The sequence below is a fragment of the Ensifer sp. 22460 genome, from assembly GCF_052044935.1.
In the GTDB taxonomy this organism is placed as follows: domain Bacteria; phylum Pseudomonadota; class Alphaproteobacteria; order Rhizobiales; family Rhizobiaceae; genus Ensifer.
In genome coordinates this window covers 101084-125747 of record NZ_JBQENZ010000025.1, presented here as the reverse complement: position 1 = coordinate 125747, position 24664 = coordinate 101084, and the positions used below count along the sequence as shown (strand labels likewise).

Below are 24664 nucleotides of genomic sequence, written 5' to 3'. Positions count from 1 at the left end.
CCCCTCTTTCGTTACCTGAGGTTCTTGCTCACCGTGGCCGCCATTTCATCGGCCGCCTGGATGATCTTGGAGTTCATCTCGTAGGCGCGCTGGGCCGAGATCAGGTCGGTGATTTCCTTGACCGGATCGACGTTGGACGCCTCGAGATACTTCTGCTTGATCTGCGCGAAGCCCGGGTCGGCCGGTGTGCCGACGATCGCGTCGCCGGAAGCCGGGGTCTGCTTGAAGAGGTTGTCACCCTGCGGCTCGAGACCGGCCTCGTTGACGAAGTTGGCGATCGTCAGCTGACCGATTTCCTGCATCGCGGGATCGTTGCCGATGCGCACCATCACCTGGCCGGAGCTGGTGAAGGCGATTTCCGTCGCATCCTGCGGAACCGTGATGCCGGGGACGACCGTGTAACCGTCGATGGTCACGAGCTGGCCCTGGGCATTCTTGTTGAAGGCGCCCGAGCGCGTATAAACCGTCTCGCCATCCGGCGTTTCGACCTGGAACCAGCCGCGGCCCATCAGCGCCAGGTCATAGTCGTTGCCGGTGTTGACCATGCTGCCCTGGATATGCAGGTTGCGCACGGCAGCCGTCTGGACGCCGAGACCGATGATCGCGCCTTCCGGTACGATGGCCTGGTTGGAGCGGTTCGGCACGCCCTGGGCGCGCTCAGTCTGATAAAGCAGATCGGAGAATTCTGCGCGGGCGCGCTTGTAACCGGTCGTGTTGATGTTCGCGATGTTGTTCGCGATCACTTCGAGGTTCAGCTGCTGGGCGTTCATGCCGGTTGCGGCAATGGAAAGGGCCTTCATGTCTCGTTCCTTCAGATCTGCATGCGCGCGATTTCGAGGTAGGCGGTGACCACCTTGTCGCGGATGGCGAGTGCTGTCTGGAGCGACTGTTCGGCGTTCATGACAGCATCGACAACTTCACGGGTGTTTGCCTGACCGCGGATGCCGTCGAGCGATGCGCCCTCGGCCTTTTTCATCGCGTTGATTGTGTCGGTCGTCATATCCCCGAGGACCGAGGCGAAGCTTTGCCCCTGCGGCACGCCCGGTGTGGCGGCCGGCATGCCGAAGATCGACGACGAGGAAGATGTGGAACGGGTGCCGTCGGTCTCTTTGGTGACCGAGAACGCGCCGAGGGATTTGACTGCATCGATCATTATTGCGAGGCTCTCAACAGGTCGATTGTCTGGGAAATCAGATCGCGGGACTGCTTGATGGTCTGAAGGTTGGCCTCGTAAGCGCGGTTGGCTTCGCGCATGTCGGCCATCTCAACCAGGATGTTCACGTTCGGCATCTTGACCATGCCCTTCTCGTCGGCCGCCGGATTGCCCGGATCGAACTCGATGTTGTAGTCCGAATCATCCGTGCCCTGCCGTTCGATCTCGACAAGCGAGGCGCCGCTTGCCCGGTCGACTTCGGCGGCAAAGCTGATGGTCTTGCGGCGGTAGGGTTCCGAACCCGGCGTGTCGCCGGTCGAGCGGGCGTTGGCGATGTTTTCCGAGACGATACGCAGACGGGTCGATTCCGCCTGGAGGCCGGAGGCCGATACCTTGAGGGCTGAGGTCAATGGATCCATGATTCTTACTTCCGTACCGTCATCAGCATCATGCGGTGAAACGCCTTCACAAGCCCGGCGCTGAGCTCGTAGTCGCGCTTGATCTCGCCGGTCTTCATCATTTCCTGCTCGATCGCGACGCTGTTGCCGGACTGCTGGATCTGCACACCGTCGACCATGCCGACTTCGGCCACCTGCGAGGCCTCGAGGCCCTCGGTAAAATGCGCCTTGTGGGTCGCCGCCATCTGCATGCCGGTATCCTGCAGCACGCTTTCGAACGGCTTGACGTCCTTCGCCTTGTAATGCGGCGTGTTCGCATTGGCGATGTTGCCGGCCACCACGTTCTGGCGAACGGTCAGCCACTGGGCCTGCCGGGACGCGAGTTCGAAAAGCTGAATCGGTTGCATCAAAAGCTCCATGCTTGGTGATGCGAACCTAGGCCGGTAATCTTGCGTGGGACTTTCGTCGGAGGTCGCTGGGGTTCGGACGCTTGCATTCCGCTGCGGGCGAACAGCAGCGCGCCGCGCATCCGAAGAGATACGCGACCATCAACTCTGACGATGGGCTGCTAAATCAGTTTGCCTGGTAGACTTCGCCTGTCGAGGTGATCATCACCCAGTGGCCGTCGCGCTGCTCGAGCGTGGAAAGCCGGGTGTTGTCAGGCAGGACGGAGCCGATGCGCACGATATACATGCCGCTCGCATCCTCGATCAGCGCCCGGCCATTGGCGACATGCATCAGCTTGTAGCCGGACTTTCCCGGAAAGGGCTGCGACAGCCCCTCTTCCGCAGCCGACCCTTCGGGACCCGGACCGCCGGCGATGCCGGGCACGGTCGCCGTCGTCAGCTGGTCGATCGCCGCCATGGTCTCGCCGTCCGCGTCGGGCATCGCCAGCGGCGAAACCGAGACGACGTTGCGGGCGGCGCGCTCCGGCAGATCGCGGGTGGAACCCTGCCAGAGCGGCGGCATGGTGAACTTGTCCTGGTGGAAGAAGGCGTACCAGGGAAAGAAAGTCGCAAACGCGGCAAGCGCGACGCCAGTCGCGGCCAGGAACTTGTCGGTCATCGGCATGCGGCTGCTTCGCTTGCGCTGATGAACCATTTCGTCCGCATCGTAATCGGTCACCGCCATCACCTCGCTCTCGCGCCCGGTTGATTGCCCATCGCCGCCGCCTTCAATGCATTGGCGAGATCGGCAAAGGCGTCCTGCGCCGGGCGCTCACCGGCGGTCTGCGTCAGCACGTCGTAGATAACCGGCACCTGCTTGATCGCCATGTCGAGGTCGGGATCGCCACCGGGGCGGTAACCGCCGATCAGGCGAAGATCGCGGGTTTCCTCGAAACGGTGGATCAGCGCCTTCAACCGCGACACCAGCTTTTCCTGGTCGGGAGTCCAGGCCTTGCGCGCCAGGCGCGAGATGGAGGCGAGCGGATTGATCGGCGGATAGCGCCCCTCTTCCGCAAGACTGCGTTCGAGCACGATGTGACCGTCGAGGATGCCACGCGTCGAATCGGCGACCGGGTCGTTGTGGTTGTCACCGTCGACAAGGATGGAGATGATCGCCGTGATCGTGCCTGAGCCTTCGGTACCGGGACCGGCGCGCTCCAGCAGCCGCGGCAGCTCGGTGAAAACGGAGGCCGGGTAACCGCGGGCAATCGGCGGCTCGCCGGAAGCCGTCGCCACTTCGCGGATCGCGTGTGCGAAACGGGTGACGCTGTCGACGATCAGCAGCACGTTGTCGCCATTGTCGCGATAGTGCTCGGCGATAGTGACGGCGGTCAATGGCGCCATCTTGCGCAGCATCGGGCTTTCGTCGCTGGTTGCCACTACCGCGACCGACTTTGCGAGATTGTCGCCAAGCGTATCCTCGATGAATTCGCGCACTTCGCGGCCGCGCTCACCGACGAGCGCGATCACCACCTTGTCGAAGGCGTCTGCGCGCGCCAGCATGGAGAGCAGCGTCGACTTGCCGACGCCGGAGCCGGCGAAGATGCCGAGACGCTGGCCGAGGCAGAGGGGCGAAAAGATGTCGATCGCCCTGACCCCGGTGAGAAAGCCCTTCTCGACCCGCTTGCGGCTCATCGACGGCGGCGCGGTGTTGGAGATCGAGCGGCGCACATCGCCCTGCAGCAGCGGCCCGAGACCATCGATCGGCTCGCCGAGCGCATTGATGGCGCGGCCGCACCATTGATCGGTCGGCGCGACGCGGAAGGCACCTTTGCGGATCACGGTGTCATGGATGCCGATCGGATCGCCGGGTTCGATCGGGCAGACGACCACCCGCTCCGGTTCGACCCGCACGACTTCGCCGAGATGGGTTCCGGTGACGCTCTTGTGGGCGACGAAATCACCGAGCCGCACATGCCGCGAAAGGCCGGTCACCGTGTAGTGACCGGGCGAAATCGTCTGCACGTGTCCGCCCGGAGCGATCGAGAATTCGGGCTTTGCGTAGCGCTCGACCAGACCGGCAAGTGCTGCCAGAGAGGTCGATCCCGCGCTTGTCTTCAGGCCTTCGCGTTGCATGCCGGTACCCGTCAGAAATTAGCGACTGCCGCCGAGCGTCTTGACCGCTTCTTCGAGCGATCCCTCGCTGTCACGCAACAGGCCAGTGATGTTGTCGAAGGCGCGCGTGACCATGATCAGCTGCGACATTTCCTGGATGGCATTGACGTTGGATTCCTCGACGAAGCCCTGCATCACGCCGACATCGAAGCGATCGACCACCGGCTCGGCCTGTGCCGTCGGCTGAACAGCACTGTTGTCGAGGCGCATGAAACCCTTGCTGAAATCTGCCTCATAGAGACCGAGCGAGGCGACAGCCACGCCGTTCTGATGGATCGCACCATCGGCGCCGACGGTGATCTCGCCGCCGCTGCCGTTGAGCTGGATCGGCGCTCCGCCGGCGTCGAGCACCGGATAGCCACGGATAGTGACGAGTTCGCCGGTATCGGTGAGCGTGAAACGCCCGTCGCGCGTCAGCGCCGGGCCGGATGGCGTCTCGATCTGGAACCAGGCATCGCCCTTGATCGCAAAGTCGAGAGCCGAGCCCGTGCGCGACAGCGAGCCGTTGTTGGTGTTCAGGAATTCCTCGCCCTTGCTGACATAGGCAACCTTGGTCGGCTTGGTGTCGCCGAGCATCTGATTGAACTTCACCTCGGTGCCACGGAAACCGACGGTGCCGGAGTTCGCGATATTGTCGGCAAGTGTGTTGAGGCGCTTCTCGAGCGCCATCTGCGACGAAATCGCGACGTAAAGACCGGTTTGCACGTTCAATTTCCCCCGAGTTTCAGGCTGTTGATGGACAGGAGAAGATCGGAAGAAATGCCGTAGCCGCTCGAAGAGCCGAAGACTGCGAGCGGATCATAACCGTCCGTTGAATTTTTGGTTTCCCAGAGCGCCGTGAACCGGTCGAGAAACTCGGTCACCTTGCCCGGGTTCTGGAAATCCTTGAAATCGATCGCCGCTTCATAGACCTCGGCCTGACGATCGACATTGGTTGCCGCGAATTCGTCGGGCAATTGCAACGCGGTGCGCACCACCTGGGCGAGCGCCTCGTCGGCGATGATGGCGTAGCCACTGCTGATCGTCGGCGCCATGCGCGAAAAATAGAGGGCAAGCCGCACGCCGGCATTTTCCTCACCGGCGTTCTGCTCCAGTGTCTGGCGAGCATATTTGTCGGCGACGCCCTTCTGGGCACGGTCGAAGGATGTGGCGGCCGCACCGTGGGCGGCGAAGTTCAGCGATTCGACGAGCTGCTTGTAGCGGTTGTCGGTCAGCTTGTTGGCAAAGGCGTCGTCCTTGTCGATGCCTTCGGTCAGCACCTTGCGCATGAAAGCCTTGGCATAGGCCATGTCTTCGAGACCGTGAGCCTTCATCGCGTAGTTGTAGAGCCTGGTATCGGCAAAGAAATCGTCGATCGTTTTGACGTCGCCGATCTTCGACAGGTAGTACTCCGTCTCGCGCGCCACATCCGGCTGCTCGGCAATGCGGGCCAGCGACTTCGTCAAGTCGGCCGTTATCAGCTTGTAGCTCGTGTAGGTCGTGGTCACGATCGGTTCGCCCCTGCCGGAATGACACAGACAGAGCATGCGCCCTGCCTTGACAAATCCTGACCGGATAGCCTTGCGCGAACCTGTTCCGATGAATGACCCCCATCGCCCGCGCCGGCCAGCCTCACGCAAGGATGAAACCGTATCCCGTTAGCGGAAAATAGGATCGCGACAGGTATCGAAAATGAACATCATCATCGGGCTTCTTGTGACGTTCGGCTGTATTCTCGGCGGCTATCTGGCCATGGGCGGCCACATGGAGGTCCTCAACCAGCCTTTCGAACTGCTGATCATCGGCGGCGCCGGCATCGGCGGCTTCATCATGGCCAACTCGATGAAGGTGGTTAAGGATACCGGCAAGGCGCTCGGCGAAGCCTTTCGCCACAAGGTGCCGAAGGAGCGCGAATATCTCGACACGCTCGGCGTTCTCTATTCGCTGATGCGGGATCTGCGCACCAAGTCGCGCAACGAGATCGAAAGCCACATCGACAACCCGGAAGAATCCTCGATCTTCCAGGCAGCGCCGACGGTTCTGAAGAACAAGGAACTGACCGCCTTCATCTGCGATTACGTACGTCTGATCATCATCGGCAACGCCCGATCGCACGAGATCGAAGCGCTGATGGACGAAGAAATCCAGACCATCACCCACGACAAGATGAAGTGCTATCACGCGCTGAACACGATGGGCGACGCCTTCCCGGCGATCGGTATCGTCGCGGCGGTTCTCGGCGTCATCAAGGCGATGGGCGCGATCAGCGAGGCGCCGGAAGTTCTCGGTGCCAAGATCGCAGCCGCACTCGTCGGCACGCTGCTTGGCGTGTTCCTGTCCTATTCGATCGTCGCGCCGCTGGTCGCCAACATCAAATCGGTGCGCGAGAAGCAGAACCGCCTCTACATCATCGTCAAGCAAACGCTGCTTGCCTACATGAACGGCTCGGTACCGCAGGTCGCTCTCGAATACGGCCGCAAGACCATCTCGGCCTATGAGCGTCCGTCGATCGACGCGGTCGAGCAGGAAATGATGAACCCCGGCGGCGGCGGCGAAAGCAAGGCGGCTTGATCCCATGAATTCCGCAACATCCAACGTTCACGCATTCGACCGGAAACTCCTGGCGCGCATGACCGGCGCGCTCGGCGACGACAGGGTGATCGGCCGGCTGGCACTCGAACTCGGCCAGGTCTTCAGTGAGTTCCTGCCCGACATCTGCCGGGCGGAAACGGGTCTTGACGTCACGATCGGCTATGCCGGTTTCCGGACGGGGCTGCGGCGGGAGCTGATCGCCGGCCTAGGTACCGGCGTGGTGATCAGTGACGTGTCCTTGCGCAACTGGTGCGCGGATTTCCAGATCGGCTGCGACAGCCCGATCATCATCACTCTCGTCGAGGCGCTGCTCGGCGCCGAGCCGACCGGGATAGAAGAGCCGCAGCCGCGTGCGCTCTCCCAGATCGAGATCGACGTCGCCGTGCCGCTTTTCGAAAAGATCGCCGACGTGTTGCGCACCGCTGTCAACGCGCCGGGCGGGTTCGAAGCGATCGTCGAACGTCCGCTCAACAGCGCATCGCGCCCCAAGCCCGATCCCATGATCGAGGACATTCATGCGGGCGCCATCGACATGACGATCGGCTTCGGCCCGGTCATGTCCACCTTCTCCGTCATCGTACCCCAGAGCGTGCTCCTGAAGACCGCTATCGTCTTCCCCAAGGGCAGCGGCCAGCAGCGCAAGGCGAAGGCCGAATGGACCGAGCAGCTCGAAGAACAGGTACGCCGCTCTGCCGTCACGATCGAGGCGCGCATCCGGCTCGAAAGCCTGACGCTCGAAACGATCAGCCGGCTGCAGGCGGGCGACGTCATTCCCTTCCACGACGCCCAGGACGTTCGCGTCGACGTCAACGCCAATGGCCGCGACCTTTATGTCTGCGAATTCGGACGATCGGGATCAAAATACACGGTTCGGGTCAAGGATACCCACGGCTCCGAGCAGGATATCCTTCGCCACATCATGAGTTAAATCGGCCTGCCGCGCGCTCGCAGCATGCCTGAGGCAAGCTTCAACTGGAATAGTTCTCACATGGCACCCAAGAAAGCACCCATCAACGAACAGGCAGAAGCCGCTGTCGGAGACATGGAACTCGACCAGGCGATCAATGACCTGCGCGGTGTCCTCAAGCAGGATTCGGATGCGCCGGCAGCCTTCGGCTCGGATTTCGGCAGCGAACCCGCTGGCGCCGCAACCGACTTCGGTAGCGAATTCGGCGCACCGGCCGGCGGCCTCGACGCGTTCGGCGGCGATTTCGGCTCCAACGACTTCGGCTCCAACGACTTCGGCGCCGACCTCGGCGGCGGTTCCGTTTCGAGCGATTTCGGCGGCACCGATTTCGGCGCGACGTCCTTCGACAGCGCTGAAGCTGCGATCGACGCGCCGCCCGGCAGCGGCATGACGGCCAACCTCGACCTGATCATGGATATCCCGATCGACGTCCAGATCGTGCTCGGCACAAGCCGCATGCAGGTGTCCGGTCTCATGAACTTGAGCGAAGGTGCAACGATCGCGCTCGATCGCCGGATTGGCGAGCCAGTCGAGATCATGGTCAACGGCCGGGTGATCGGCCGCGGCGAAATTACCGTTCTCGAAGGCGACGACACCCGATTCGGCGTCAAACTCATCGAGATCAAGGGCAGCAAGAAGTCATAAAACCCGATGATCGGGCGAAGGATGAATCCATGATGGATTTCGAAAGTTTCGAGGCTCAGGCGCTATCAAGGCCGCTGAGTCAGACGGACAAGGCGGCGGCCGTCCTGCTTGCCATGGGCAAGGGCGTCGCAAGCAAGCTCTTGAAGTTCTTCACCCAGAGCGAGTTGCAGTCGATCATCGCCGCGGCGCAGTCGCTGCGCGCCATTCCGCCGCATGAGCTGGAAGCGCTCGTCAACGAGTTCGAAGACCTCTTCACCGAGGGCGCCGGGCTGATGGACAATGCCAAGGCGATTGAAAGCATCCTCGAAGAAGGCCTGACCCCAGACGAGGTCGACGGCCTGCTCGGCCGCCGCGCCACTTTCCAGTCCTACGAGGCCAGCATCTGGGATCGCCTGCAGGAATGCGACCCGGTCGCCGTATCGGTACAGCTTGCCAAGGAACATCCGCAGACGATCGCCTACGTTTTGTCGATGATGCCTTCGGGCTTCGGCGCCAAGGTGCTGCTGCAGCTTTCCGAAGAGCAGCGGCCGGACATCCTGAAGCGCGCCGTCAACATGAAGGACGTCAACGCGAAAGCCGCCGCGATCATCGAGAAGCGCGTCATGGAAATGATCGGCGAGATGGAAGCGGAACGCAATTCGGCCGGCCCGGCCAAGATCGCCGAGGTCATGAACGAACTCGACAAGCCGCAGGTGGACACCCTGCTCGCGTCGCTCGAATCGCTCAGCACCGCTTCCGCCAACAAGGTGCGCCCGAAGATCTTCCTCTTCGACGACGTGCTCTACATGCCGCAGCGCAGCCGCGTACAACTCTTCAACGACGTGTCGACGGACATCATCACGATGGCGCTGCGCGGATCGACGGGAGAACTGCGCGAATCGGTACTTGCCTCGATCGGCGCACGCCAGCGCCGCATGATCGAATCCGATCTCGCCATGGGCGATGCCGGCATCAACCCGCGCGACATCGCGATCGCACGGCGCTCGATCACCCAGGAAGCCATTCGCCTGGCGGCCAGCGGCCAGCTCGAGCTCAAGGACAAGGACGCGCAGGCGGCCTGATCGGGTAGGCGCGCCGCATGGGCCCGTCGAGCGGACGGCTGGCGCGCCCCTCCTCACCGTATTTCCTGTTGAGCCCTGGCGAATGCCGGGGCTCAACGCTTGCCTGCCCAGCCTTCCGGGTACACTACTGCATTTTCCTTGGATCGGCCTCGATTTGAGGAGCACGCAGCAGCTCGACGCGTTGCAACGACCTTTGCGCGTCTTAACAGACGCACGGCGCTGCAGAAAACGCGATCGACGCTGCCCAGATGTAACCGGAGCCTTCCTGCTTCATGTCTGATGATCAGGATAAAGACAGCAAAACAGAGGCCCCGTCAGAGAAGAAGATCTCCGACGCTGCCGAGAAGGGTAACGTGCCCTTCTCCCGCGAGGCGACGATGTTCGCCTCGACGCTCGCGATCTACATCTTCTTCGTCTTCTTCCTTGCCGACGGCGTCAGCACCATGGCCGAGGCCCTCAAGGACATCTTCGAGCAGCCGGAAGCCTGGCGGCTGGAAAATTCGACCGACGTGGTGGCGCTCATCACCCATCTCGCATGGAAATCGACCGCGCTGGTCGTTCCGGCCTTCGTGCTGCTCATCCTCTTCGGTGTCGGCTCCTCGATCTTCCAGAACCTGCCGCGGCCGGTTCTCGACCGCGTCCAGCCGAAGCTGAACCGCATTTCGCCGATGGGCGGGCTCAAGCGCATCTTCGGCGTGCAGGGACTGGTCGAGTTCGGCAAGTCGCTGTTCAAGATCATCATCGTCTCCGTCGTCGTCGTGCTGGTGCTGTGGAACAACTACTTCGCGACGCTCGACTTGATGTTTTCGGACCCGGTCACGATGTTTTCGACGATGGCGAACGATCTCAACGAGATCATGATCGTCATCCTGTTTGCGACCGCGGTTCTGGCGATCGCCGACCTCTTCTGGTCACGGCACCATTGGTACACCGAACTGATGATGACCAAGCAGGAAGTGAAGGAGGAAATGAAGCAGGCCCAGGGCGACCCGATCGTCAAGTCGCGCCTGCGTTCGATGCAGCGTGACCGGGCGCGCAAACGGATGATCTCGTCCGTACCGCGTGCCACGCTGGTGATCGCCAACCCGACTCACTACGCGGTCGCGTTGCGTTATGTCCGCGAGGAAAGCGACGCGCCCATCGTCGTGGCGATGGGCCAGGACCTGGTTGCCCTGAAAATCCGTGAAATTGCAGAGAAAAATGGCATCCCCGTCTTCGAGGATCCGCCACTTGCACGCTCCATGTTTGCACAAGTCTCGGTCGATAGTGTGATTCCACCCGTGTTTTACAAGGCTGTTGCCGAGCTCATTCACAGGGTGCATGCGTCGCAACCAAAACGGATGACATAACTCCGATGAAAAAGTGCGAATTCTCCGAGAAGCGGGAACAGATCGTAGCTGAAGCAATCCGCCCTGTGGCGACCGAACTGCGGCTCATCGACGCCGCCGATTTCATCGCCCTCTTGCGGTTCGAATCCTACGCCAGCCTCGCCGATCTCGTCGAATCCGCGGCAGAACTTTACTTTCTGCCCGGTACGGTCAACTTCGGTCTCGGCGGCAACTACAATCTCGATTGGGATTGCGAGCCGGAAATCGTTCTCGACCTGGAGCTTAAGCCCCGCGGTATCACCATCTATGTCCGCCTGTCCCTCGGCAACGAGACGGCCGGCATCGAGATCAGCCATATCAGCTTCCAGAACCCGTCGGCCGACCCGGACGAGAACACGGCCTTCCTGGCGCGGAGCCTGGCGGACGCAAAATTCATCAAATCCTACGAACTGCCGCTCGCAAGCTAAAAGAACCGCGCATGCGCGCACCTGTATTCTGCAGAAGGCGCCGGCGCTGAATGCGCTTAGCTGATGTAGCCAAGGCGGATCGCCTTGGCGATCGCCTGGATGCGGTTGACCGAATCGAGCTTGGTGGTCGCAGCGCCCAGATAGGCGTTGACCGTATGGACGGAGAGGCCCATGCGCTCGGCAATCTCTTCGCTGATATGGCCGTCGCCCGCCATCTGCAGGCAGGCGATCTCGCGGTCACTCAAGGTTTCGGCCGGCGCCATGCGCTTTTCATCGGCGGCCAGCAGGTCGGTCATGATCATGTAACTGCGACCATGCAGATCCACCACCTGTTCGGTCGAGGCATCGATGTAGCTGCCGGCGAAGATGACGTAGCCGTTGCCCTGGGCGCCGAGCCTGACAGGAAAGGCTATGCCCGAATAGGCAAGCTTGCGCACTTTCAACCGATACGCAAAGGGCGCGAGTTCCGAGACTTCCGCTGCCTGATGCTCCCCTGCCCCGTTCCAAAGCACCGGCAGCAGGGATTGATCGAGATGGGCAACCAGTTCCTCGCCATACGCGGTGATGAGATCATGCGCGTTCGCTTCGGCCGTAAGGCTCCAGTTGTCGAGGACGCAGGTCAGCTTTCGGGCCGTGCCTTTACCGCTGAGGCGCAGCACGGCGAAATGCTTGGCATTGATCTGCCGCTGCATCGCTTGCAGACGCGTGACCAGGGTTGCGGCACGTGCGGCGCGGTTGCCCTGCCGGGCGAGCTTGTGGTCGTCGTCGAACCGCCCACCACCGAGAAAATGCGTCATCGCGCCCGTTCCTCACACAAGATTGTTGCGCACCGCGTAAGCTATCGCTTCCGATCGCGTCCTGGTCGCGGTCTTGCGCATGACGCTGGTGATGTAGTTGTTGATGGTGTTGCGCGAAATTCCGAGGATCACCGCGATCTCTTCGCTGGTTTTGCCCTCGGCGATCCAGAAGAGGCATTCGAGCTCGCGCTCCGTCAACTCGAAGTCTCGATCGTGCCGGACTTCGGCGCGCGTCGTGAAGCTTGCGAGGTAACCCGCAAGCAGCGTGACGTCCCGCAGGCTCTCCTGCGACAGGATCACGTCTTCCGGCATGAGCAGCATCAGCGAGAAGCGCAGCCGTCCGACGTTGAAGGTGACCGCACAATATTCGCGGCTGATGCCGCGCGGCAGGCCGATGTCATCGGGCAGCGCGTAGAAGCACGGCTGCAGCACCGCCAGGCATTTTTCAAGCTCGGTCGTCTTGGCGTGGAGCGACGTGACGACGCCGGAGAGGCGCCGCACCACGTCGAAGGGCCAATCGGAACAGACCACGAAGTCGAGCCCGTTGTCCTGCGAGATGTCATAGCGCGCCAGAAGATAGTGGCTCGCGCCGACATATTCGGTCAGCGCCGACAGACCGCTGCCAAGACCGCCCCGACCGGCGACTTCCCCCAGCCTTCGCAAAAGTTGTTCGCGCGAGAAACCGCCGCCGCGTGCACGTGCCGGTGCCGTCGGCAAAGGCCAGACAGCAATGTCTGCTTGCGAAATGTCCATGAGTTCAGCCCCCGTGCCGGATTCACATCCCGGAACTGCACTTGCACTGTCGCCGCCAACAGCCGGCCGAAGCCGAATATTACCACCAGTCGCAGATCAGGACGCGAATCAACTGTTAAAAATGTACATCGGCACGAGAAAAATACCACCGCCCTGTTCTGGCTATTTACTTCACACCCTGTGCATAGACCGATTCGGCCCAGACAGGCCTCGCCTGTTCTGCCCAATGACGTTCATCGCCTATGCCAAGGCACAACACATTGATAGACAATGCATTTCTACTTGAAAACCTGCCGTTCCCGCGCGTCAGCCGCGATCCTGGACAGCGCTATTGGCGTGGTTTTGCCCAACAAACGGGCGCTTATTGCCGAAATTCGAAAATTAGAACCTGAAGAAATTATACTTTGTTTTCACAGCTGTGGCTGAAATGCATCAGGAGTTTTTCGGGCTCTTCTCATTTTACCGATATATAAATTGTAAAATTTTCAGAATAAATCTGAGTGCATGCGAAGTTATATTTCAGTTTGACTATGTATAGCTGGAATCCGGTATAGTAGATGACCGCACCGAATGCACGCCATGCGCGCGCGACGAATCTATAAATTAAGATATCGTTAAAATATTACCATTCTCGGCTCCCACAGGACTCAGCGGCCTCACTTCGAAACTTGAAGCAAATTTGCGGCAGTGGCGGCGGACGCGCCCGGACTCTCACAATATTTGGCCCGAACATAGACGACGCCGCCTGACATGCGGGAGCGACGCCACAAACACAAATCCCGCCACAAGGGCGGGATCTGTTTGATTGCGGCAGGGCTGCGGCGATATCAGGCGGCCTTGTCGAGGGCCCATTTGCGCAGGATTTTCGCCGCGCGTTCTTCGCTGATCTCGACCATCCGGGCCAGGCGCCTTTCCGGGCCTTCCTTGACACGGCGGTTGAAGCCACCGTCTTCGCCCATATTGAGCAGGTCGTCGGTGCTGTCGAAGCCGAAGTCCGACCCGAAGCCTTCCATGAGCGCCCCGCCGGCACCGGCATTGGCCGGAGAGAAGTCGGGCAGTTCGAGACCGGCGGCTTCGCCTTCGAGCTGGCCGGCAGTGCTGCCGAACCCGAGCTGACGGGCGAGCGGCCGCATGCCCCAGACGACCAGAGCGGCCACCACGATAAAGGCAAGGGCATTGATGATGCCGCCGAGATTGCGGGTCAGGGTTTCCATCACGCCGGGGCCGGCGACGGCCTGGTCGAGCAATTGCGTTTCGACGAAGTCCATGGCGGTCAGGGTCACGACGTCGCCGCGGTTCGTATCGAGGCCGGCAGCGGAAGCGACGATCTTCTGCATGTCCTGAAGATAGGCGTCGATCTTCGCCTGGTCGGCCGGCTCGCCGACCATCGCGGCCAGTCGGCCACGGTTGACGACGACCGCAATGGAGAGGCGTTCGATCGTGTAGCTGTTCTTGACGGTAGCAATCGTCTTGCTGTTGATCTCGTAGTTGGTCTGCTCTTCCTTTTTCTCGGCCTCGTCGCTCGACTTCGGGCCGGCGCCGCCGCTCGGGGCAGCCTGAGGAATGTTCTGCTGGACGGTCGCGGCATTGTCCGGCTGCTGCTGGCTGGACTTCTGCTCTTCCTTAGTCACGCGCGTGGAGCGCTCAACCCGCGATTCCGGATCGAAAACCGTTTCCTGGATCTGCTGCGTATCGGTGTTCAGCCGCGCGGTGACACTCGAACGGAAATTGTCCATTCCGAGGAAGGGCGCCAGCGCATTGTCGATCTTCTTCTCGAGCTCGGTCTGCACATTCTGGACGACGCCGAGCGACTGGTTGAGAGCGCTGTTGGCCGGATCGTCGCCGGAGGCGAGCAACTGTCCGGTCGAATCAAGCACGGTCACGTCATCGACGTCGAGCCCCGGTACGGAAGAGGCGACGAGATGGCGGATCGAGGCAGCGGCGCTGCGGCCGACGGTGGCGCTGGCGCGGATCATGACCGAGGCTGTGGGGTTCTGGTCCGCCTTGCGGAAGCTGCCGCGTTCCGGCATCACGATGTGGACGCGGGCGGCGGCGATGCCGGAAATCTGCTGGATGGTACGGCCGATTTCGCCTTCGAGGGCACGCACCCGCGTCACTTCCTGCATGAAGGAGGTGAGGCCGAGCGAACCGACATTGTCGAAGAGTTCGTAACCGGCATTGGCACTGCTCGGCAGGCCACGCTCGGCGAGCAGGAGGCGCGCCTTGCTCGTCATGCCGACGGGAACCTGGAGGCTGGCGCCATCGGAGCCGACATTGAAATCGATATTGGCCTCAGCCAGCGCGATGCTGATCTGGGTGACATCGCTGCGTTCGAGCCCGACATAGAGCGTTTCGAACGAGGGTCTGTTGACGTAAATGCCCGCCCCGAGCACCAGGCCGACCGCGACCATGCCGGCTGCCGCCAGCGCGATCAGCTTGCCCTGCCCGAGATTGCTCAGGTTCTTCGTGACCGTCGAAAGTTGATCCAACAGACTCATTCTGTTTCCGCACCCAGTATCGCAGAGCTTTCAAGCCGGTCATCGGCCGAGCGCCCTGCGCAGTTCCAACATTCGGGTTTGCTGGGTATCGACATGCTTTGTATCGACTTCCAATGCGCGCGAATCTACCAGCCCCGATCGGGACCGTAGGAAACGAAACTTGCGCGAAATTGGCTTGATCGGCCCGGATCGCCGATCGAATGGACGCATCGGCAGAGTTATCCACTGACTGACAAGAGCCTGTGAAGGCGGATATCCGGGGTAAGCGGCATGAGCTGAGCGCTGGTCTGCACGCCGCAAGCCGCTGATTTTGCGGCGCTATTGCCAGATTCGCGCGTCGCACAGACTTCCGACGAGCGTCAGAATGCCTCGAAATCACCCGCTGCCTTGGTCAGCGGCTGGGAGTGGCCGTGGCGCAACATGCCGTTGCCAAGTGCCTTCTTCATATCGGCAAGCTTGACGAGACTGACGGCAGTGGTCACGTCGACCAGCCAGTCGTCGGGGATCGACGCCGTTATGGTGTCGATGAACTCCGCGATGCCGCGCGTCTTCTGCACCGCGAGGTCGATGCCCTGCAGCAGCATCATCTTGTCCGGATTGGCGAGCGCATCGGCCCCCTCATCACCTGCCAGCTGCGGTTCGATCCGTTCGATCAGATAGGCGACGTCATGCAGCTCGGTGACGATGCGCATCAGCACTTCGGGCAGTGCTTCTTCCACGTGCGGCATGTGGCCCTGGTAGTCGGTCTGCATTGGTATGTCTCACGTGGCTCGGGGCTTCGGTAGAAGGTCTTATTTGCGGCCTGCGAGGCGCCTGCCCCGCAGGATCAGAAGAATTCGATCGAGCTTTCGGCCGGCTTCGGCGCGATGACCGGACGCTCCTCCAACTGTACGGTGCGCTGCGTCTCGACGCCGGTCAGGGCATATTGCCGAGCCCGGCCGCTGGACGGCCAATATTCGAGCTTGCGACCGTGCTCGCCGCCGGTGCTTTCGCCGACGATGCGGATGCCTTCGTCGAGCAGGAACTGCCGTGCGAAAGCGGCATTCTGTTCGCCGACATTGGAGAACCGCGCGATCGTCTTGGCGCCGCCAAAGATCTTGGCTTCAAGACGATCTCGACGCGCGCCCTGCTTCAGCAGTCCGTTGATCAGGAGTTCCATGAGATGGACCCCGTAGCGGGTCGCGTCGCCGCCGGAAGCGGGCGAAGTCGCGGAACCTGGCAGCAGGAAATGGTTCATGCCGCCGACACCGACCACGGGATCGCGCATGCATGCCGCCACACAGGAGCCGAGAATGGTCGACAGCACGATATTGGGATCGTTGAAGACCTTGTACTCGCCCTGGATGACATGCACGCGCTTGCCGGCGGCTTCCATGTTCATTTGAGCGCCCCGAATACGGCTTCGATCGCCGCCTTCATCTTTTCGATGGTGAAGGGCTTGGCGAGCACGTTGTTGGCACCGAGGGCCGCCGCCTTCTGAACCAGTGCGCGATCGCCCTGGGCCGTCAGAATGATAAAGGCCGCCTTCTTGGTCGCCGGGTTGGAACGGACCGCCTGCAAGAGGCCAAGGCCGTCCATCTTCGGCATGTTGAAGTCGGAGATCACCAGATGGTGCGGGTTCTGGGCCATGATCTTCATGCCCTGCTCCCCGTCACCGGCGGCGGTGATCTGCTTGAAACCGAGCTGCTGCAGGGCATCACCCAGCAGCAGGCGGCTCGTCACCTGATCGTCAACGATCAGAACTTTGATTTTTTCGGCGATGGACATTATTCGCTTCCTTCCTTGCGGAGCGCCGCTGCTTTCAGGACCTCCTCCCCGATGGAACCGAGGGGGAGCTGGGTTTCAACGGCGCCCAATTCATAGGCGACTCTCGGCATGCCGTAGACGACACATGTCTTTTCGTTTTGTCCGAAGGTCTTTGCCCCGGCATGCCGCATTTTCAGGAGACCGGAGGCGCCATCGCGCCCCATGCCGGTCAGAATGACGCCGATCGCATTGCGGCCGGCGAGTTCAGCAACGGAATCAAACAGCACATCTACCGACGGCCGATGTCCGTTGACCGGTTCGCGATCGACCAGGCGGCAGCAGGGTGCCGTCGCGTTCGCGACCTGCAGATGGCGCTCGCCACCGGGTGCCAGGTAGACCTTGCCGATTTCGAGCCGCGCACCATCCGTCGCCTCCTGCACCGTCGGCGCGCACAGGCGGTTCAACCGCTCGGCAAAGCTCTTGGTGAAGGTGTGCGGCATGTGCTGCGTGATAACGGTCGGCGGGCAATTGGCCGGGAACTTCTGCAACACCGTGATCAGTGCTTCCACGCCGCCGGTCGACGCACCGATGGCGATGATCTTGCGGCCGGCCCGGTATTCCGAAGCCGTGTTCGCGTTGGCGGCAGCGGGAGAGCCCGCGATCTTGTTGCCGGTGATGATGAACTTGCGTTGCGAACGCGCTGCCGCCTTCACCTTGTCGACCAGGCCGGCGAAGGGATGTGGATCGCCCGGGTGCGGCTTGCCGACGCAATCGAAAGCACCGATTTCGAGTGCGGCGATCGTCGCCTCTGCGCCCTTGTGTGTCAGCGTCGAGACCATGATGACCGGCATCGGTCGGAGCCGCATGATCTTGTCGAGGAATTCGAGGCCGTTCATGTTCGGCATTTCGATGTCGAGCGTGACGACATCGGGGTCGAGTTGCTTGATCGCCTGGCGCGCTTCCATTGCGTCGGCCGCCTGGCCAACGACGGTCACATCAGGGTCGGCGTTCAGGACAGCGGTGATCAGGCCACGCATGGTGGCCGAATCGTCAACGACGAGAACACGAGCGGGAGCGGTCATGCCCGTCCTCCATGAAACTTGCCGGTATGGCGGTAGGTGGTGATACCGATGTTGTCGAAGTGCGACTTGGCGTCACCCGACACGCGCTCGGAATGCCCTATGTAAAGATGACCGTCGGTGTTCAGCATGCCGGCGAAGCGCGACCAGATCTTCATCTGCGTCGGTTCATCGAAATAGATGACGACGTTGCGGCAAAAGATGACGTCGAACGGGCCCTTGAACGGCCATTGCGCCATCAGGTTCAGCTCGTTGAAGGTGATCAGGCGCTTGACCCGGTCGTCGACCTGCCACTTGAAGCGGCCGCCGGCATTGACCTCGGAGAACCATTGCTTGCGCATCGCCGGGTTGACGGTTTCAAGCGCGGTTGCGTCATAGGCGCCGGCACGGGCGAGCGCCAGGATCTTCGGATCGATGTCGGTCGCAAGGATGCGGAAGTCGTAGTCGGCCGCGTTCGGCAGCAGCGACAGAACCGTCAGCGCGATCGAATAGGGCTCCTGCCCGTCCGAGCAGGCCGCCGACCAGATACGCACCCGGCCGCCGGCCTTGGCGCGCGCGATCAGCTCCGGCAGCACTTCGGTCTTCAAGTGCTCGAAATGGTGGTTCTCGCGGAAGAACCGCGTGAAGTTGGTGGTCAGGTGCGAAAGCATGTCGCGACGGGCGGCGGCTCCGACGGGCGAAGCGACCAGCTGGCAATAATCCCGGAAGCCCTTGAGCCCGAGATTGCGGATATGCTTCGACAGACGCGAATAGACGAGCGACGCCTTGCTTTCGTTGAGATAGATGCCGGCATCCGCATAGATCATCGCGGCGATCTCGGTGAGATCGCGGCGGGTCAATGGATACTCGCCGCTGGCCAGGCACTCGTCCGGCGACAGCTTCTGTTCGAATGCGACCTGGTTCCTCATGCCGCTTCCCTTTCTTCCTGCGGGAAGATTGCTTCCAGCTCTATGAGGCAGATCATCCGGCCCTCGATCGCCAGCACACCGCGGGCGAAGCTCTTCTCGAACTCCGACGAGACGACGTCGGGTGTCGGCTGGATCTTGTCATTGGTGATGGTCAGGATGTCGGAGACGGCATCGACCAGGAGACCGACGGCCTGGCTTTTGACCTGCGCAACGATGATGACGTGACGCACTGTCGGTTCGGCCGGCTTCATGCCGAGCCGGGCCGAAAGATCGATGATCGGCAACACGGCACCGCGCAGATTGATGATGCCGAGCATGTAGGACGGCGCATGCGGCATTGCCGTCGCCGGTGTCCATCCACGGATCTCGCGCACGGACATCACGTTCACGCAGAACTCCTGGTCGCCGACGCGGAAAGCGATCAGCTCTCGCCCGTCCGTGGTCAGACTTTTTGCGACATAGGTCATCACATTCATCCAGCAGCGGCGAGAGACATTTCAGGCTTCAGCGACTGGCCACGCGAAGCGGCCACGATCGTGTCGACGTCGAGAATGAGCGCCACGCGGCCGTCGCCGAGAATGGTCGCCGCAGCGATGCCCGGCACGTGGGTGTAGTTGGCCTCGAGGCTCTTGATCACCACCTGGCGCTGCCCCTGGATCGCATCGACCATCAGCGCACGCTGACCGCCACCTTCCGATTCCACCAGAAGTGCTACGCCCTCGACCGGGTTCGCCTGGATGGCGCGGAAATTCAGGATGCGGCCGACGTCGACGAGCGGGCAGAAGGAGTTGCGGATCGAGATCAGCCGCTGGTTGGAGCCGAAGGAATGGATTGCCGAAGCTTCCGGCTGCAGGGTCTCGACGATCGCGGTCAGCGGCACGACGAGCGTCTGGTTGGCGACGGTGACCACCATGCCGTCGAGCACGGCGAGCGTCAGCGGCAGGCTCATGGTGAAGACCGAACCGTGACCCGGCTTCGAGGAGATGTTGATGCGGCCACCGAGCGCCTGGATCGAGCGCTTGACCACGTCCATGCCGACGCCGCGGCCGGAAATGTCGGAGATCTTGTCCGCCGTCGAGAAGCCGGCGTGGAAGATCAGGTTGTCGATCTCTTCGTCCGAGAGATTTGCGTCGGCCGCGATCAGGTCGTTGTCGATCGCCTTCTGGCGCACCTTCTCGCGGTTGATGCCAGCGCCGTCGTCGGCAAGTTCGATGACGATACGGCCTGAGCGATGCTTGGCCGTCAGGCGCACCGTGCCTTCAGCGCTCTTGCCGGCGGCAAGTCGCTTCTCCGGCGTTTCGAGGCCGTGGTCGACCGCGTTGCGGATCATGTGGGTCAGCGGCTCGGCAAGCTTGTCGATGACCGTCTTGTCGACTTCGGTGTTCTCGCCCTCGGTGATCAGGCGGACCGATTTGCCGGTCATGTCGGCGATTTCGCGGACGATGCGCGACATGCGCTGGAACACCGGCTTCACCGGCTGCGCGCGGATCGCCATCACCGAATCCTGGATCTCGCGGGTGAGCTGCTGCAGCTCTTCGAGACCCATGTTGATCGAGGACGTGCCGTTGGCGTCGTTCTCGACGACGCTCTGCGAGAGCATCGCCTGGTTGATGACCAGTTCGCCGACGAGGTTGATCAGGCGATCGACACGGTCGAGATCGACGCGGATCGTCGGCGTGCCGGCCGATGCGGCTGCCTGCTGGGCGGCAGCGCTCTGGGCCGCGCTGGCGGCGGGCGCTGCCTTTTCGGCAGGGGCGCGGGCTGCGGATTGCGCCATCTGCAGCACGTTGCTGGCGGTGCCTGCGGCCGAAACGGCGGCGTTGCGGATGTCCTGCTGTCGGGACGCGAGCTGTTCTTCCTCCTCGACGACACCGACCGAAACCGCCGGCTCATCATCAAGGATCGAAAGATCGAAAGGCACCGGCTGCATCGGCAGCTCTTCGCCCGACTGCGTAGCCTCGTCTTCGACCAGGGAAATCTCCAGGTCGCAATCCCACTCGGCGAATTCGAAGACGGTGCGGATCGCGTCCTCGCCCTTGTCGGTCGCAAGCTGGATCTTCCAGGAGAAATAGGCGCTCTCCGGGCTCAGCCGCTCGAGCGTCGGCAGTGCGCCCATGTCGCAATGGATGCTCATTTCGCCAAGGCGGGAGAGGTCGCGCAGAAGCAGCGTTGCCTCATTGCCCTTGGCATAGAGATCGGACTTCGGCTTGAAGACGATCTCGTAGGTGGGCATTTCCATCAGCGGCGGTTCTTCGGCAGCGTCGAAGTCGTCGAAGGAGAAAGCGACCGGTTGGAACCCTTCGTCGTTGACCGGCGGCGGGGCCACGGCGGTGACGGGCTTGGCAACCACTTCGACCGGCGCTGGGGCGGCTGCTGACGCTTGCGGCACTTCGCCGTTCGCCAAAGCCTCGAGCTCCTTGATCAGCTGGCGGCTGCGCGCCTCGTCGACACTGCCGCCGTCACGAGCGGCATTGGTGAGGTCGGCGAGCACGTCGGCCGACTTCAGCATGACCTTCAGAACCTCCGGACCGGGATCGAGCCGGTTGGAACGAACGCAATCAAGGGTCGTCTCGAACACATGCGCGAAGGAGACGAGGTCGTCGAGCCCAAAGGCGCCGGCGCCGCCCTTGATCGAGTGCACCGCGCGGAACACCGCATTGACCGTTTCCGGGTCGCGGTCGCCGTCATTGAGCTTCAGCAGACCCGATTCCAGTTCAGCGAGTTGCTCCTCGCACTCCTGGAAGAAGATCTCTTTGATTTCGTTCATATCCATTGGAGGTTATCCCCGGACTTCAGGCCGTTACGCGCTCAATTGCATCGATGAGTTTGGTCGGGTCGAACGGCTTGACGATCCAGCCCGTTGCCCCCGCCTGGCGCGCGCGGTTCTTCTTTTCCGCATCGCTTTCGGTGGTCAGCACCAGGATCGGGATGGCGCGGTAGCGATCGTTCTTGCGCACGCCTTCGATGAAACCGAAACCGTCGAGACGCGGCATGTTGATATCGGTGACGATCACATCCGGGTTGGCTTCTTCCAGAACCTCAAGTCCCTCGACGCCGTCCTCGGCCTGGATCGTCTCGAACCCGGCATTGTTCAGCGTGACCAGCAGCATGTTTCGGATCGTCCGGGAGTCGTCGACCGTCAGAACTCGCTTCTTCATTTCTCAAATCTCCTTTGCCACCAGATGATCGATTTCGACCCCGATGAGCTGTGTCGTTTTCTCGAAAGCGTCCGACACCTTGCTGAAGGTGAAAGACAAATGATCCTCTTCCCAGGTCTTGGCGCCGGCCATCAGCACCTGGACACAAAGCGTGCCCACCCGCTCGACCGCCGAAGCGTCGATCACGATGTCGCTGCCTTTCAGAGCGATCAGCTTCTCGTGCAACGCCGTCGCCTCATTCAGGTCCAGCACCGGAGCGAGGCTGAGCGTCTTCTGAGCGGTCTTCTTGCTGGCCATTCCTGTCTTCCTCGACTGCTAACTCTGTACTGCTCTTGAAATCAGCGCTGCCATCCGGCGAGCTGCCGTTGCGGCCCGTCGTCGAACAGCGGCAGTCCCGGCTCTTCGGCAATCACGCCCAGGGCCGGCCGGCTCGGTTCACGACCGGCAGCTGACGAAACAGGATGACGCCGCTCCAGACGAAACCGACGGATGGTTTCGCCAAGCTCGACGATGACGGTGTGGAGATCGTCCGACGAACGCGCGGTTTCTCCCGCCAGGGCAGCACTTGCCTGCACGCCCTGCGAGATCGTGCCGATCTCGGCCGCGACACCCCGGAGGTCGCCGACCTGTTGCTCCGCTTCGCGGGCTATGCCGGAAACGGCCGAATTGATCGACGTGACCTGCTCGACGATGCTGCTGATCGCGTCCTGGGTGCGGCCGACGATCTCGACACCGGTTTCGACCTGCGCCTTGGTGCCGGAGACGAGCTGCTTGATTTCACGGGCCGCCTCGCCGGAGCGCTGCGCGAGGGCGCGCACTTCCTGGGCGACGACGGCAAAGCCGCGACCGCTGTCGCCAGCCCGCGCCGCTTCGATGCCGGCATTGAGCGCCAGCAGATTGGTCTGGAAGGCGATCTCGTCGATCACGCCGATGATCTGGCCGATCTTTTCAGCCGATGCCTCGATGTCGGCCATGGCGCTGATTGCCTGGCCGGCGATTTCGCCGCTGCGCTCGACGGCGATGCGGGTTTCGTTGGCCTTCGTTTCCGTGGCGCTGATGCGGCCGGAGCCGCTCGCCATGCGTCCAGCCATGTCGGCAAGTGCTGCAAGCTGCCCGGACAGCGCATCGGCTTCCACACTCGCCTTGTCCGAGAAGGCAGCCGCGTTTCCGCGCATGCGATCGACCAGAGCTTCGGCGGAACGGTTGTGGTGGTCAGATGCCTGCAGGCTCTGTTGAATTTGTTCCAGCGCCGCATTCAGACTGGCGACGATCGGCTGGTAGGCTTCCGCTGCCGCTTCCGGCAGCCGCGCACCAAGATCGCCCTGGCTCAGACTCTCGGCAAAGTCGCCGAAGAGCGCCTTGACTTCCTGTTCGTCGGCGCTGCGCTGCTCGGTCAGCTGCCGCTGGTGCTGCTGGCGCAGGGCATTGAAACGGAGCGAAACACCGATCTCGGTGTCGACGAAGACGGTGCGCACCAGCGCCGCGACGAGGTCGCAGAGCTCGCGGCGGCGCGCCTTGCCCATCGGCAGGAAAGATCTCGGCCAGGCCTCTTCGATGAGACCGACGAGCAGATGCTCGAGCACGACCGCATGGCTGGCCATCTGCCAGCGCGGATCGAGACCCATGCGGCTTGCCGTGTCGGCGAGCACCTTGACGCGCTCGGCATAGAGCCCGTCGAAACGCGCGTCCGTCAGCACGTTCCAGTGCGACGATTGAAGGTCCTGAAGGCGATCGATCTGGCGGTCGCTGTCGAAATGGCGGGCGGCATCGGGATAGGTCTGGAGGCGCTGGAAAAGGTCGCGAAGCGCCTGGTCGATGCGGGGAGAAAGCTTCTGTCTGTGATCCCGGACGCGGTTGCAGCTCTCGTCGTCGAGCCCGGCAAAACGCAAGCGCTCCAGCAGGCTGCCTGCCTGGCCCTTCCTTGCCTGTTCTGACGATGCTTCCTGCCTCAACGCTGATCCCCGGGTAATGCGCGTTTTCGAATTTGCCCGGAGAGGTTCAAGGGGAGCCACAGTCCACCGGACGTGCACGCCACATCGATGAGATCAGCCCCCGCCAGCAGCGTCTGCTATCGTTCATCCCGCAAGTAAATTCGGTGAAGAATGGATACCGGACCGGAACCGGTACGGCGGGGCGGCATCATGCCTTGAGGAGACTTGTGAATTATCCCATTCCGACGTGTGGGACCATGTTTATGGTTAATTCCTTGCTTGAAGGTTAACGGTCCCTCGCCTCTAATCGGATTCACTAAAATTCGCAGGGTGTTTTCGCGGGCCATTTTTGCACCGCAACAAAACTGTAATAAAGCCCCTGGATTACAACAGGTTCTCACTCACAAGAGTTTAGAATTGTACTTCGACTTGCGCTCGCGTATCGAAGCGAAAGTGAAGTGGGCGCTCAATGCGCGAAGAAACCTTCGCAAGAGCGGGATGAGGAAAAGTGTGTGCGGTTTTCCTCCCGCATCCCGCTCTAAGTTATAAGAAATCGATCACGTTTATGATTGGGGTCGCTGCGACCCAAATCATCGTGATCTAGGCAAAGCGACATCATGACGATGCGCTTACAGGAAACGAA

At 61.7% G+C, this 24664-nt stretch carries 27 protein-coding genes; 6 read left to right on the top strand and 21 right to left on the bottom strand.

All coding sequences use genetic code 11. The features are described from left to right. Positions 1 to 11: 11 nt before the first annotated feature. The 8 genes from flgG to ACTJKM_RS26850 form a co-directional block, all read right to left on the bottom strand. Positions 12 to 800, bottom strand: coding sequence for a flagellar basal-body rod protein FlgG (gene flgG / locus ACTJKM_RS26885; protein ID WP_057248211.1), 789 nt, complete (start codon positions 798 to 800; stop codon positions 12 to 14). Between the two features lie 11 nt (positions 801 to 811). Then, positions 812 to 1153: a flagellar hook-basal body complex protein FliE gene (locus tag ACTJKM_RS26880; protein WP_058328705.1), complete on the bottom strand. Its 342-nt coding sequence runs from the start codon at positions 1151 to 1153 to the stop codon at positions 812 to 814. Continuing rightward, positions 1153 to 1572 (bottom strand): flagellar basal body rod protein FlgC, encoded by a 420-nt coding sequence (flgC, locus tag ACTJKM_RS26875; RefSeq protein ID WP_057248209.1) that lies wholly within the window; start codon positions 1570 to 1572, stop codon positions 1153 to 1155. Before flgC ends, ACTJKM_RS26880 begins: the two co-directional genes overlap by 1 nt. Positions 1573 to 1577: 5 nt before the next feature. Next, positions 1578 to 1958: a flagellar basal body rod protein FlgB gene (gene flgB, locus ACTJKM_RS26870; RefSeq protein ID WP_057248268.1), complete on the bottom strand. Its 381-nt coding sequence runs from the start codon at positions 1956 to 1958 to the stop codon at positions 1578 to 1580. A 166-nt stretch (positions 1959 to 2124) separates the two neighbouring features. Continuing rightward, positions 2125 to 2682, bottom strand: coding sequence for a flagellar protein (locus tag ACTJKM_RS26865; RefSeq protein ID WP_440661284.1), 558 nt, complete (start codon positions 2680 to 2682; stop codon positions 2125 to 2127). Continuing rightward, positions 2682 to 4073, bottom strand: coding sequence for a flagellar protein export ATPase FliI (fliI, locus tag ACTJKM_RS26860; protein WP_058323545.1), 1392 nt, complete (start codon positions 4071 to 4073; stop codon positions 2682 to 2684). Before fliI ends, ACTJKM_RS26865 begins: the two co-directional genes overlap by 1 nt. Before the next feature lie 18 nt (positions 4074 to 4091). After that, positions 4092 to 4817, bottom strand: a complete 726-nt coding sequence (gene flgF / locus ACTJKM_RS26855; RefSeq protein WP_057248206.1) for a flagellar basal-body rod protein FlgF — start codon at positions 4815 to 4817, stop codon at positions 4092 to 4094. A 2-nt stretch (positions 4818 to 4819) separates the two neighbouring features. Further along, the gene (locus ACTJKM_RS26850) at positions 4820 to 5599 is read right to left on the bottom strand and encodes a DUF1217 domain-containing protein (RefSeq protein WP_440661282.1); all 780 of its coding nucleotides are present in this window, start codon (positions 5597 to 5599) and stop codon (positions 4820 to 4822) included. Between the two features lie 184 nt (positions 5600 to 5783). Here ACTJKM_RS26850 and motA point away from each other — a divergent pair, with 184 nt between their 5' ends. From motA to ACTJKM_RS26820, 6 genes are all read left to right on the top strand, one after another. Continuing rightward, a complete protein-coding gene (gene motA, locus ACTJKM_RS26845) occupies positions 5784 to 6662 on the top strand; it encodes a flagellar motor stator protein MotA (protein ID WP_057248205.1) in 879 nt (292 codons plus the stop codon). Between the two features lie 4 nt (positions 6663 to 6666). Continuing rightward, positions 6667 to 7611: a FliM/FliN family flagellar motor switch protein gene (locus ACTJKM_RS26840; protein ID WP_058328707.1), complete on the top strand. Its 945-nt coding sequence runs from the start codon at positions 6667 to 6669 to the stop codon at positions 7609 to 7611. A 24-nt stretch (positions 7612 to 7635) separates the two neighbouring features. Then, on the top strand, positions 7636 to 8295 hold the full coding sequence (gene fliN / locus ACTJKM_RS26835; RefSeq protein WP_082663651.1) for a flagellar motor switch protein FliN: 660 nt from the start codon (positions 7636 to 7638) through the stop codon (positions 8293 to 8295). A gap of 29 nt (positions 8296 to 8324) precedes the next feature. After that, positions 8325 to 9356, top strand: a complete 1032-nt coding sequence (fliG, locus tag ACTJKM_RS26830) for a flagellar motor switch protein FliG (protein WP_057248202.1) — start codon at positions 8325 to 8327, stop codon at positions 9354 to 9356. 272 nt (positions 9357 to 9628) lie between these two features. Further along, positions 9629 to 10705 (top strand): flagellar biosynthesis protein FlhB, encoded by a 1077-nt coding sequence (flhB, locus tag ACTJKM_RS26825; RefSeq protein ID WP_058323548.1) that lies wholly within the window; start codon positions 9629 to 9631, stop codon positions 10703 to 10705. 5 nt (positions 10706 to 10710) lie between these two features. Continuing rightward, positions 10711 to 11151, top strand: a complete 441-nt coding sequence (locus ACTJKM_RS26820) for a hypothetical protein (protein ID WP_058323549.1) — start codon at positions 10711 to 10713, stop codon at positions 11149 to 11151. A gap of 56 nt (positions 11152 to 11207) precedes the next feature. Here ACTJKM_RS26820 and visR read toward each other — a convergent pair whose 3' ends face one another. The 13 genes from visR to ACTJKM_RS26755 form a co-directional block, all read right to left on the bottom strand. Further along, positions 11208 to 11948 (bottom strand): transcriptional regulator VisR, encoded by a 741-nt coding sequence (visR, locus tag ACTJKM_RS26815; RefSeq protein ID WP_058328709.1) that lies wholly within the window; start codon positions 11946 to 11948, stop codon positions 11208 to 11210. Positions 11949 to 11960: 12 nt separating this feature from the next. Next, positions 11961 to 12701: a transcriptional regulator VisN gene (visN, locus tag ACTJKM_RS26810; RefSeq protein ID WP_058328710.1), complete on the bottom strand. Its 741-nt coding sequence runs from the start codon at positions 12699 to 12701 to the stop codon at positions 11961 to 11963. Between the two features lie 827 nt (positions 12702 to 13528). Continuing rightward, positions 13529 to 15199, bottom strand: coding sequence for a flagellar basal-body MS-ring/collar protein FliF (gene fliF / locus ACTJKM_RS26805; protein ID WP_058323552.1), 1671 nt, complete (start codon positions 15197 to 15199; stop codon positions 13529 to 13531). A 359-nt stretch (positions 15200 to 15558) separates the two neighbouring features. Next, positions 15559 to 15951: a chemotaxis protein CheT gene (gene cheT, locus ACTJKM_RS26800; RefSeq protein ID WP_057248196.1), complete on the bottom strand. Its 393-nt coding sequence runs from the start codon at positions 15949 to 15951 to the stop codon at positions 15559 to 15561. Between the two features lie 74 nt (positions 15952 to 16025). After that, on the bottom strand, positions 16026 to 16580 hold the full coding sequence (gene cheD / locus ACTJKM_RS26795; protein WP_057248195.1) for a chemoreceptor glutamine deamidase CheD: 555 nt from the start codon (positions 16578 to 16580) through the stop codon (positions 16026 to 16028). Further along, positions 16577 to 16966 (bottom strand): response regulator, encoded by a 390-nt coding sequence (locus ACTJKM_RS26790; RefSeq protein ID WP_025425902.1) that lies wholly within the window; start codon positions 16964 to 16966, stop codon positions 16577 to 16579. Before ACTJKM_RS26790 ends, cheD begins: the two co-directional genes overlap by 4 nt. Further along, the gene (locus ACTJKM_RS26785; RefSeq protein WP_057248194.1) at positions 16966 to 18027 is read right to left on the bottom strand and encodes a protein-glutamate methylesterase/protein-glutamine glutaminase; all 1062 of its coding nucleotides are present in this window, start codon (positions 18025 to 18027) and stop codon (positions 16966 to 16968) included. Before ACTJKM_RS26785 ends, ACTJKM_RS26790 begins: the two co-directional genes overlap by 1 nt. Next, positions 18024 to 18932 (bottom strand): protein-glutamate O-methyltransferase CheR, encoded by a 909-nt coding sequence (gene cheR, locus ACTJKM_RS26780; protein WP_058328712.1) that lies wholly within the window; start codon positions 18930 to 18932, stop codon positions 18024 to 18026. Before cheR ends, ACTJKM_RS26785 begins: the two co-directional genes overlap by 4 nt. Then, the gene (locus ACTJKM_RS26775) at positions 18929 to 19399 is read right to left on the bottom strand and encodes a chemotaxis protein CheW (protein ID WP_058328716.1); all 471 of its coding nucleotides are present in this window, start codon (positions 19397 to 19399) and stop codon (positions 18929 to 18931) included. The genes cheR and ACTJKM_RS26775 overlap by 4 nt, the downstream gene beginning before the upstream one ends. Before the next feature lie 5 nt (positions 19400 to 19404). Further along, positions 19405 to 21705 (bottom strand): chemotaxis protein CheA, encoded by a 2301-nt coding sequence (locus tag ACTJKM_RS26770; RefSeq protein ID WP_058328713.1) that lies wholly within the window; start codon positions 21703 to 21705, stop codon positions 19405 to 19407. 19 nt (positions 21706 to 21724) lie between these two features. Then, positions 21725 to 22090, bottom strand: a complete 366-nt coding sequence (locus tag ACTJKM_RS26765) for a response regulator (RefSeq protein ID WP_025425897.1) — start codon at positions 22088 to 22090, stop codon at positions 21725 to 21727. Positions 22091 to 22093: 3 nt separating this feature from the next. Further along, positions 22094 to 22387, bottom strand: a complete 294-nt coding sequence (locus tag ACTJKM_RS26760) for an STAS domain-containing protein (RefSeq protein WP_057248191.1) — start codon at positions 22385 to 22387, stop codon at positions 22094 to 22096. Between the two features lie 41 nt (positions 22388 to 22428). Next, entirely contained in the window at positions 22429 to 24042 is a 1614-nt protein-coding gene (locus ACTJKM_RS26755; protein WP_058328714.1) for a globin-coupled sensor protein, read from the bottom strand. Positions 24043 to 24664 lie beyond the last annotated feature (622 nt).